10 protein-coding genes and 1 pseudogene are annotated in these 10,133 nt (G+C 43.4%); 1 reads left to right on the top strand and 10 read right to left on the bottom strand.

Going from position 1 to position 10,133, the window contains the following annotated elements:
* The 9 genes and pseudogenes from SHEWPOL2_RS22505 to mioC all read right to left on the bottom strand — a co-directional run.
* Positions 1-148: pseudogene (locus SHEWPOL2_RS22505) on the bottom strand (F0F1 ATP synthase subunit B); the annotation flags it as partial.
* A 38-nt stretch (positions 149-186) separates the two neighbouring features.
* Complete coding sequence (gene atpE, locus SHEWPOL2_RS14470) at positions 187-438, bottom strand: F0F1 ATP synthase subunit C (RefSeq protein WP_006083840.1); 252 nt, start codon at positions 436-438, stop codon at positions 187-189.
* Between the two features lie 70 nt (positions 439-508).
* Positions 509-1,303, bottom strand: a complete 795-nt coding sequence (gene atpB / locus SHEWPOL2_RS14465) for a F0F1 ATP synthase subunit A (protein WP_037413438.1) — start codon at positions 1,301-1,303, stop codon at positions 509-511.
* A gap of 12 nt (positions 1,304-1,315) precedes the next feature.
* The gene (locus tag SHEWPOL2_RS14460) at positions 1,316-1,699 is read right to left on the bottom strand and encodes an ATP synthase subunit I (RefSeq protein ID WP_011074336.1); all 384 of its coding nucleotides are present in this window, start codon (positions 1,697-1,699) and stop codon (positions 1,316-1,318) included.
* Between the two features lie 225 nt (positions 1,700-1,924).
* On the bottom strand, positions 1,925-2,803 hold the full coding sequence (locus SHEWPOL2_RS14455) for a ParB/RepB/Spo0J family partition protein (protein WP_037413441.1): 879 nt from the start codon (positions 2,801-2,803) through the stop codon (positions 1,925-1,927).
* Between the two features lie 9 nt (positions 2,804-2,812).
* The gene (locus SHEWPOL2_RS14450; RefSeq protein WP_011718840.1) at positions 2,813-3,601 is read right to left on the bottom strand and encodes a ParA family protein; all 789 of its coding nucleotides are present in this window, start codon (positions 3,599-3,601) and stop codon (positions 2,813-2,815) included.
* A 74-nt stretch (positions 3,602-3,675) separates the two neighbouring features.
* Positions 3,676-4,296 carry a 16S rRNA (guanine(527)-N(7))-methyltransferase RsmG gene (gene rsmG, locus SHEWPOL2_RS14445; protein ID WP_037413444.1) on the bottom strand — a complete coding sequence of 207 codons (621 nt, stop codon included), beginning with the start codon at positions 4,294-4,296 and terminating at the stop codon, positions 3,676-3,678.
* 117 nt (positions 4,297-4,413) lie between these two features.
* Positions 4,414-6,303, bottom strand: coding sequence for a tRNA uridine-5-carboxymethylaminomethyl(34) synthesis enzyme MnmG (mnmG, locus tag SHEWPOL2_RS14440; RefSeq protein WP_037413447.1), 1,890 nt, complete (start codon positions 6,301-6,303; stop codon positions 4,414-4,416).
* Positions 6,304-6,743: 440 nt separating this feature from the next.
* Positions 6,744-7,184 carry an FMN-binding protein MioC gene (gene mioC / locus SHEWPOL2_RS14435; RefSeq protein WP_037429343.1) on the bottom strand — a complete coding sequence of 147 codons (441 nt, stop codon included), beginning with the start codon at positions 7,182-7,184 and terminating at the stop codon, positions 6,744-6,746.
* A gap of 179 nt (positions 7,185-7,363) precedes the next feature.
* On the opposite strand from mioC, the gene SHEWPOL2_RS14430 reads away from it, so the two are divergent.
* Positions 7,364-8,911: a POT family MFS transporter gene (locus tag SHEWPOL2_RS14430; RefSeq protein WP_037429342.1), complete on the top strand. Its 1,548-nt coding sequence runs from the start codon at positions 7,364-7,366 to the stop codon at positions 8,909-8,911.
* 208 nt (positions 8,912-9,119) lie between these two features.
* Here the strand turns inward: SHEWPOL2_RS14430 and SHEWPOL2_RS14425 are convergent, their stop codons facing one another.
* Positions 9,120-10,001: a LysR family transcriptional regulator gene (locus SHEWPOL2_RS14425; protein WP_037429340.1), complete on the bottom strand. Its 882-nt coding sequence runs from the start codon at positions 9,999-10,001 to the stop codon at positions 9,120-9,122.
* Positions 10,002-10,133: the final 132 nt, after the last annotated feature.

Genomic DNA, 10,133 nt, shown 5'->3' with positions numbered 1-10,133 from the left:
ACGATCAGCATCAGCTAGACCGTCAGCAATCCTTTTTTGGTCGCGCTTCGATGGCATTCATCAAAGGGGGCCATACAAACTTCATGCAGAACCACACGAAGATGATAAAGGCGACCGTCTGACCGATTAGGGTAGCGTTGAAATTCACAACAGCCTCCTATTTAGAGTTAAGACAGAAGCGTTTTCTTACAGCATTGCACCCAGTGGGTTGGTGAACAGCATGAATAATGCGATACCAACACCGATCATTGTTACGGCGTCTAACAGACCCGCTACGATGAACATTTTAACTTGCAGCATAGGAGCCATTTCTGGTTGACGCGCAGCGCCTTCCAAGAACTTGCCACCTAATAAGCCGAAACCGATTGCAGTACCAAGAGCACCCATACCAATCAGCAGAGCAACAGCGATAGCTGTCATGCCTAAAATCGTTTCCATCTGTATCTCCAGTATCTAAAATCTAAATCTAATTAGTTGATGATTTAGTTTAAAATTTCTTCAGCAATCCTTAATGATCTTCATGGGCCATGCTTAAGTAAACAATGGTCAACATCATGAAGATAAACGCCTGCAGCGTGATAACCAAAATGTGGAAAATTAACCAACCTAGTTGCAGAGTCACACCTAGGGAAGATAATAACAAGTTGGTACCATACATCAGCGCAATAAGGATGAAGATCAACTCACCTGCGTACAAGTTACCGAATAGACGCAATGCCAATGAAATTGGTTTAGCGATTAAGGTAACAGTCTCTAATAGGAGGTTGACGGGTATCATTGCCTTATGGTTAAAGGGCTGTAGCGTCAGTTCTTTAACAAAACCAGACACGCCTTTGACCTTAATGCTGTAGTAAATAATCAGCACAAACACACCGATAGCTAAGCTGAAGGTGATGTTTACATCAGTCGTCGGAACCACTTTTAAGTATGGAATTCCCGCTAAACTTGCTAGCCAAGGCAGCCAGTCTACAGGGAGCATATCCATGAAGTTCATCATGAATACCCATACAAAAATGGTCAGAGCTAAAGGCGCGATCACGGCATTGCGGCCATGAAAACTTTCTTTCACGCTGTTATCAACGAACTCCACGATCATCTCGATAAAGCATTGCAGCTTACCGGGAACACCTGAAGTCGCTTTTTTACCAACACTACGGAAAATCCACAGGAACAGAACACCAAGACCAACCGAAAAGAACAACGAATCAATGTGCCATGTCCAGAAGCCTTCACCAACGTGTAGGTTGGTAAGGTGATGCTGGATATAGCCCTGCGGTGTTAACGCTTCACCAGTTGCAGCCATGATTCATCCCACTTAACTTTGCTTGAAGTATAAAGGAGCTGTCCAATGCACGATCAACGTCAGCACGTAACAAACAAAAAGAGGCATAAATGCGACCTTAAGATTGATAAACACTAGCGAAAACATTGCGATGGTTAACAGCAACTTTACCGCTTCCCCCCAGTAAAAAGTTTTAATCACTTTTGCAGCTGAACTTGCTCCCGTATGGGAGAAAGCGAGGGTCGCGAATACAAAATTAGGGAGCACAGCAATTGAACCACCTGCTAATGCAGAATAGCCAAACTGAACTCCCCACACGACGAAAAAGAGAATTGAAGCACCCCCAGCCACCGCCGCCTGCATCATCACCAATTTATAGGCTGACCACCGGCCACGACGCGCTAAAACCTTACTCAACTCATCCTCTCCGCATTTATACTTTTTGTTTCGATGACCGGATGACAAATATCCGTATTTATGTCGATGCACAAAAAGCTTGCGAAAGTATACCTTTTCACGCCTTCATTGCAACTTTGAGATAAGGAAAAACAGCACTTTTAACGTGATATAGCGGCAAAACAGTCAAAATCCAAAATTAACATATGTCACAAATTTACATTAAAAACTGTTAATCTACAGACATTAACGAATTTTGCTAAGAATTCCGTCTAATTCAGCCAGATTCTGATAGTTAATTACAATTTTACCCTTCCCCTTACTGCTATGAGCGATCGAAACCTTGGCACCTAATCTTTCAATTAACTGCTGCTCTAAACGACAAACATCTTGATCTTTAGTCGTAGTTTCGACGGGTTTGGGTGGATTTAAGGTTTGATTAATCAATCGTTCAGTTTCGCGAACGGTTAATTCCTTGGCTGCCACTAATCTCGCCAGATTTGTTTGTTCTTCACCCTCAATTGCGAGCAAAGCGCGCGCATGGCCCATATCAATATCGCCATACTCGAGTAAACGCTTAACAGGCTCATTTAAACCGTTTAAACGTAACAAGTTAGATACACTCGCCCGAGATTTTCCCACAACATCGGCGACCTGTTGGTGAGTCAGTTCAAATTCTTGCATTAAACGTTGTAATGCAATGGCTTCTTCCATGGCATTTAAGTCTTCACGCTGAATGTTTTCGATCAAGGCGATAGCAATAGCAGCATCATCGGGAACCGCTTTAACGATACAAGGGATTTTTTCAACACCCGCCAATTGGGAAGCGCGCCAACGGCGCTCACCGGCAATAATCTCATACTGGTTATTGCTAACAGGGCGCACTACAATCGGCTGGATAATGCCTTGATTACGGATGGAATGGGCAAGTTCTTCCAATGCCTCGGGAGACATGTCCTTACGAGGTTGGTATTTTCCCGGCTGTAATAGGTCGAGATCAAGATGGATAAGTTCCTCTTTTTTATCGACAACGACCACTTCTTCCGTGTGTTTTTTACTCGCGGCGTGGCTATTACTCAGTAAGGCATCTAAGCCTTTACCTAACCCTCTTTTCTTTAACGTCATGGTTTTCCTTTACGCTCGCTTAGCCTGAGTTTTCTGTTCGGAACGGCGGATCATCTCACCAGCCAGCGCTAAATATGCTTTAGCTCCCGCGCTCGATTTATCATAATACATAGCGGGTGCACCAAAGCTCGGCGCTTCGGCTAAACGCACGTTACGCGGGATCACAGTGCGATACACCTTATCGCCAAAGTGTTGTTTTAGCTGATCGGACACATCATTTGAAAGACGATTACGCGGATCATACATAGTGCGTAAAATCCCTTCTATCCCAAGACCAGGATTCACCACGGCTGCCAATTTGGTGATGGTATCGATCAAGGCGGTTAAACCTTCCAGTGCAAAGTACTCACACTGCATTGGCACCAGCACAGAATCCGCCGCCGACATAGCATTAACCGTCAACATGTTGAGCGAAGGAGGGCAATCGATAAAGATATAATCGTATTGATCTTTTATCGGCGCGAGCGCATTACGTAAGCGCACTTCACGGGCAAAAAACTCCATGAGTTTGATTTCTGCCGCAGTCACATCGCCATTACTGGCAATTAGATCGTATTTTCCCGTGGTGTCTTTGACCACTATTTCATCGAAGGGCTTTTCTTCTACCAGCAGTTCGTAAGCCGTGTTTTCGACTTCGTATTTATCGACACCGCTGCCCATAGTGGCATTGCCCTGTGGATCAAGATCGATCAGTAGCACTTTACGCTTAGTCGCGGCTAATGAGGCGGCTAAATTGACACAAGTTGTTGTTTTCCCTACGCCACCTTTCTGGTTGGCCACGGCAATTACTTTACCCACAATGTCACCCTGTATGTAAATTCTGGTTTATTGCCTACTTAAAAATCCATTCAAAATGAGGAGCTTTAAGCCTGTTATTCTTTGATTATTTTGAGTAAATGTCTTTGCTCATCGAGTTTTGGCACCTTGAGTTCGATGGTTTCAGTTATCGCAAAGCCAGCGGGGATTTGTTGCATCTCTTCATCACTCAGTTGTCCCTTGAGCGCATAAAATTGCCCATGCTCAGCTGGCAAGTGATGGCACCATGTCAACATATCATGGATTGACGCAAAGGCACGGCTTAGCACACCATCGAACTTTTGCTCAGGTTGATAGGCCTCAACTCGGCTTTCTATCGAACTGATATTATGAATGCCTAATTCGAAGGCTACTTGTTTTTGAAAACGAATGCGTTTACCTAAGCTATCAAGTAGCACAAAAGTTTTACCAGGATTCATAATCGCCAATGGGATGCCAGGCAGTCCAGGACCAGTTCCAACATCAATAAAGCGTTCACCTTGCAGATGTTTTGATACCACTAAGCTGTCCATGATATGACGGACAAGCATGATCTCGGGATCTCTTACTGAGGTTAAGTTATAGGCTTTATTCCATTTGTTGAGCATACCAACAAAATCAAGCAGTTGCTTTTTCTGCTCAGCGGTAGCGGGCAGATTAATTTCGGCTAAATAGGCCTCTAACTGGGCAGATAACACTGAACAACCTCAACAAAAATGCAATGATAAACTCGTCGGCTATTATGAAGCCCTGAAACGTCGAAGGGAAGCCTGAATGCTTCCCTTCTGCGACCAAACTGGCGATTAAGCTAGCTTTTACGCGCTCTTGCGTAATAAACCACGTTTTTTCAGATGTACTAGCAGAATTGAAATAGCTGCTGGGGTGATACCTGAGATACGTGACGCTTGACCAATGGTTTCAGGCTTATGGCTATTTAACTTAGCAATCACCTCATTTGAAAGCCCAGGAACCTCTTTGTAATCAAGGTTCAATGGCAAACCCGTGTTCTCATTACGTACCGCTTTATTGATCTCTTCCTGCTGACGTTGGATATAGCCAGAGTACTTAACTTGGATCTGTACTTGCTCAGCGGCGAGTGGATCGGTAAGACCAGGACCAAAGCCTTCAATCTGCATCAGTTTGTTGTAATCCATTTCTGGACGACGAAGTAATTCTTCAAAAGATGCTTCGCGAGAAATAGGCGTATTCAAGTGCGGATTTAACACTGGCACTAATGGAGAGTTTGGATGGATCCACTGGCTACGTAGACGTTGTAGCTCTAATTCGATCGATTCCAGTTTTTCACTGAAAGAGGCCCAGCGCGCATCATCCACCAGACCCAATTCACGACCTTTTGCGGTTAAACGCAGATCGGCGTTGTCTTCACGTAGCAATAGGCGGTATTCGGCACGGCTGGTAAACATGCGGTAGGGTTCTTTAGTGCCTAACGTCGATAAATCGTCAACCAATACTCCGATGTAAGCTTCATCGCGACGAGGGCACCAAGCTTCTTTGCCTTGAACTTGCAGTGCTGCGTTCATGCCAGCGAGTAAACCTTGGGCGCCAGCTTCTTCATAACCGGTTGTACCGTTGATCTGGCCAGCAAAGAATAATCCATTAATGGTTTTGGTTTCTAACGAGTTTTTAAGATCTCTAGGATCAAAATAATCGTATTCAATCGCGTATCCTGGACGTACGATCTCAGCATTTTCCATCCCTTTGATCGAACGAACCAAATTTAACTGTACATCAAAGGGAAGACTGGTAGAGATCCCGTTAGGGTAAATCTCATTGGTGTTTAAGCCTTCTGGTTCGATAAAGATCTGGTGCGATGATTTATCAGAAAAACGATGGATCTTGTCTTCGATAGAAGGGCAGTAACGTGGGCCGATCCCCTCAATAACACCGGAGTACATAGGGCTTCTATCTAAACCTCCACGAATAATATCGTGGGTTTTTTCATTGGTATGGGTGATCCAACAAGAAATTTGTTTCGGGTGATGGCTCAAATCACCCATAAATGACATTACAGGTAATGGCGTATCACCTTTTTGTTCTGTCATCTGAGTAAAATCGATGGTATTGGCGTCGATACGTGGTGGTGTACCGGTTTTTAAACGGCCAACACGGATAGGCAACTCGCGTAAACGATGGGCGAGTGCGATAGATGGTGGATCGCCTGCACGACCGCCACTGTAGTTTTCTAACCCTATATGGATCTTACCACTGAGGAAAGTCCCTGCGGTTAATACGACTGCGGCGGCTTCGAAGGCTAGTCCCATCTGGGTAACGACACCGATAACGCGATCATTTTCTACAACAAGATCATCTACAGCTTGTTGGAAAATACGTAAGTTAGGTTGGTTTTGCAGAATATTTTGGATCTTCTGACGATATAACGCGCGATCTGCTTGTGCACGAGTTGCTCTAACCGCTGGGCCTTTACTCGAGTTTAAGGTTCTAAATTGGATCCCTGCATAGTCGGTTGCGATCGCCATTGCACCGCCTAATGCATCGATTTCTTTAACCAAATGACCTTTACCAATGCCACCGATCGCTGGGTTACATGACATTTGTCCTAAAGTATCAAGATTATGCGTTAGCAATAATGTCTTAGAACCCATTCTTGCTGCGGCTAATGCGGCTTCAGTTCCGGCATGACCACCACCAACTACAATAACATCAAACCGTTCATGAAAATGCATGACCTTACCTTTAAAAACTTAAGTGACCCAATGAGAGCCGATCATTTTAGCATTTGCTTTGATTGAGGTGAATGATCATTTTTCGAAAATAGATCCAGTGGATCTGGACTAATAGATCTTAAGATCTTTATATAGATCTTCTTATTATGTTTACTATTAGGATCGCACTTTCCTGTGGGTAAGGCTAATTTCTCTTTTATATCAGTGGTTAATGAGCTTTTGATCCTGTGATCTAACCGAGATCTACTGTCATTAAAGGTGGGGATAGATCCGCTATTTATCCACAGGGTGGATCTTTGAGCGGATCATGATGTGAATAGCACAGAGGTTGATCAGATCTAAATAATAGTTTATCCACAAAAATATACATATAAATAGTTTTTTGTGGATAAATAAGATCTAAACTGTGGGTTGTTTCAGGTATTTTGAAAATGAGGATCTTAAATTTGATCCTGCCATTGTGCCAACCACGCTAAAGCTGGGTCTTCTGGCACAGGATCCTGTTGTACATCGATCTGGATCTTATCCACAAACGCTTTTGCACCGCTATATTCAAGTCCATCAACAAGCTTCTCTGGGCCTTGGCAAAAGGTGTCATAACTCGAATCACCAATGGCACATAATGCGAACTTAATTTGGTGTAGATTTGGTGTATTGAGTAGAACTTCTTTACAAAATGGCTGTAGATTATCGGGAAGATCACCTGCGCCATGGGTTGATGAAACGATGATCCAGAGGGAATAGGGTTGCAGTAAATCCAGTGTTGGACTTAAAAAAGTGTCTACTTCATGCCCTAATTTGGTCAGCTGAGCCTGCATTTCATCTGCAATATATTCGCTGCTGCCGAGGGTGGTACCGACTAATATAGCAATTTTGGTCATTGTTACTGCTCTCTGTGGTCGTTAATTTTCTATCATTTTTGGGGCTTACATCTACTTAGCGTATTTTGTTGTATAAATTTAGCCAATATTGATTCGCAGTCTGTTAGTATCCTTGGCTGCAATCTTGGTTTTATACCGATAACCTTAAGTTTTTTATAACAATTATAATAGGATAACAGATGACTACACCTGTTGATGCGCCAAAATGGCCACGTCAAATCCCCTATATTATTGCCAGTGAAGCTTGTGAGCGTTTCAGCTTTTACGGCATGCGCAACATTCTAACACCTTTCTTAATGACAGCACTTTTGCTGTCCATTCCGGAGGATCTCCGTGGCGCTGTGGCTAAGGATGTGTTCCATTCCTTTGTAATTGGTGTGTACTTTTTCCCATTATTGGGTGGCTGGATTGCGGATAGATTTTTTGGTAAGTACAACACCATTCTTTGGTTAAGCTTACTTTATTGCGTGGGCCATGCTTTTTTGGCGATTTTTGAGCACAGTGTACAAGGTTTTTATACGGGGTTATTTTTAATTGCTTTAGGTTCTGGTGGGATAAAACCTTTAGTTTCTTCCTTTATGGGCGATCAATTTGATCAGACTAATAAGTCATTGGCTCAAAAAGCCTTTGATATGTTCTACTTTACTATCAACTTTGGTTCTTTCTTCGCATCCTTATCTATGCCATTGTTACTTAAAAACTTTGGTGCCGCTGTTGCTTTCGGGATCCCCGGCGTGCTGATGTTTATTGCGACGGTATTTTTCTGGTTAGGTCGTAAGCGTTATGTGCATATGCCACCAGAACCAAAGGATCCCCATGGTTTTTTACCTGTGATCCGCAGCGCCTTGCTTACTAAAGTGGAAGGTAAGGGAAATATCGGTTTAGTGTTGGCACTAATTGGTGGGATATCTGCTGCCTATGCGCTGGTGAATATCCCAACTCTAGGAATCGTCGCGGGCCTTTGTAGTGCTATGGTGCTACTGATGGGGTTTGTAGGGGCTGGCGCTTCATTACAACTTGAGCGTGCTCGAAGCTGTCATCCTGATATTGCGGTAGATGGTGTACGTTCAGTCCTTCGAATTTTGGTTTTATTTGCGTTGGTTACCCCATTTTGGTCGTTATTCGATCAAAAGGCTTCGACTTGGATTTTGCAGGCCAATGATATGGTTAAACCTTCGTGGTTTGAACCTGCAATGATGCAGGCTTTAAATCCACTGTTAGTGATGCTATTGATCCCATTCAATAACTTTGTGTTATACCCCGCGATTGAGCGTATGGGGATTAAGTTAACCGCATTACGTAAAATGGGGGCGGGGATTGCCATTACTGGATTGAGTTGGATTGTGGTGGGGACGATTCAATTGATGATGGATGGTGGTTCAGCACTTTCGATCTTCTGGCAAATTCTACCTTACGCTTTGCTGACTTTTGGTGAAGTTCTGGTTTCGGCGACAGGATTAGAGTTTGCCTATAGCCAAGCGCCTAAAGCGATGAAAGGGACTATCATGAGTTTTTGGACGCTTTCCGTTACCGTTGGTAACCTCTGGGTATTGCTTGCCAATGTGAGTGTTAAAAGTCCTGCTGTGACTGAGCAAATAATGCAAACGGGGATGAGCGTGACGGCATTCCAAATGTTTTTCTTTGCGGGTTTTGCTATTTTGGCGGCATTAGTGTTTGCACTGTATGCCCGTTCATACCAAATGCAAGATCACTACCGGCAGGTATGATTGAGCTGATATTTTTTGGTTAAGATGTTTAAATTTTGGTAATTCATTGGTTTAAGCCAATGATGCTGCAAAATGCCAGCCAATTTCAGCCCTAAATTGGCTGGCAAACATATGCTATTTAACCTCAGATCGGGTTAATAGATGAATAAACGCACCAGCCGCTTATGTGCAACTAAAATCAATCCCAATCGACTGATTGTGATATCAGTTACTCCATTTTTGTACTTAACAAAGTATGTAAGATTGGTAAATCAACGTGTCTTTTAGCGGTTATGGCATAAAAACTTTCAGTCACACAATCTAAGGCCGCGTAGTTTTTCAATAGTCCCGCTTGAATCTCATCTTGTACAACCACTTCAGGTACTACGGCCACCGCACCCGAATCCCGTGCTAATAGTCTGAGCATCGCCATATCATCGACTTCTGCATAAGGGGTTAGTGAGAGCCCATGTTGCTCGCAGTACAAATCAAATTGCCTACGAATATCACTGTCGGGGCCAGGTAATAGTAATTTTACTTTTATTAGATCCTCTGGAAAGCGTAATGCATTGAATTCCGCTTTATTTGGGCCGACTAAGCATACGCCTTGCTGAGCAATTAATTTACAGCGCCAAGGGGTTGAAGAGTCCGAAGCTACAGGGCGATTTGAGAGGATCAAATCTAATTTATGTACACGCAATTGTTCGAGAAGATCATCAAAGTTGGATGATTTTAAAGCAAGTTTGACGTTATTTAATTTAATGACCGGGCGTAATAAGTTTTCTTGGAAATTGCGTGAAAGGGTCGCTACTGCACCTATTCTTAGTAGCTGGAGCCTTTGGTGCTCGCCATTTTCCATAACTGAAAGCAATTCGTGACCTAAATTAAAAATTCCTTCAGCGTACTCGAGAACGAGATGCCCAACCTCTGTCAGTAATAATGCCCGGCCCTGACGGTGAAACAGATCATGCCCTAGTTGTTCCTCTAACTGTCTGATCTGGGATGATAAAGCCGATTGTGAAACGTTTAGTCTCTGGGAGGCTCGAGTTAAATGTCCTTCTTTAGCGACAGTCCAGAAGTAATGTAGATGGTGAAAATTGAGGTTTCTCATAGAATCGTTCACTTATATAGAACGTTATGTGAATATCTATCTATTTTACATCCCATCACTGATACGGCAACAATAGCCTTCCTTATTCAGCGTCGTTATCTCGTTGTAGAGAATATTGAGTAAGGCTAGGTT

Origin of the sequence: Shewanella sp. POL2, from assembly GCF_000282755.1 — a bacterium.
Classification (GTDB): Bacteria; Pseudomonadota; Gammaproteobacteria; order Enterobacterales; family Shewanellaceae; genus Shewanella; species Shewanella xiamenensis.
The sequence above is the reverse complement of the archived record's forward strand: the minus strand, read 5'-3'. Positions and strand labels throughout refer to the sequence as shown.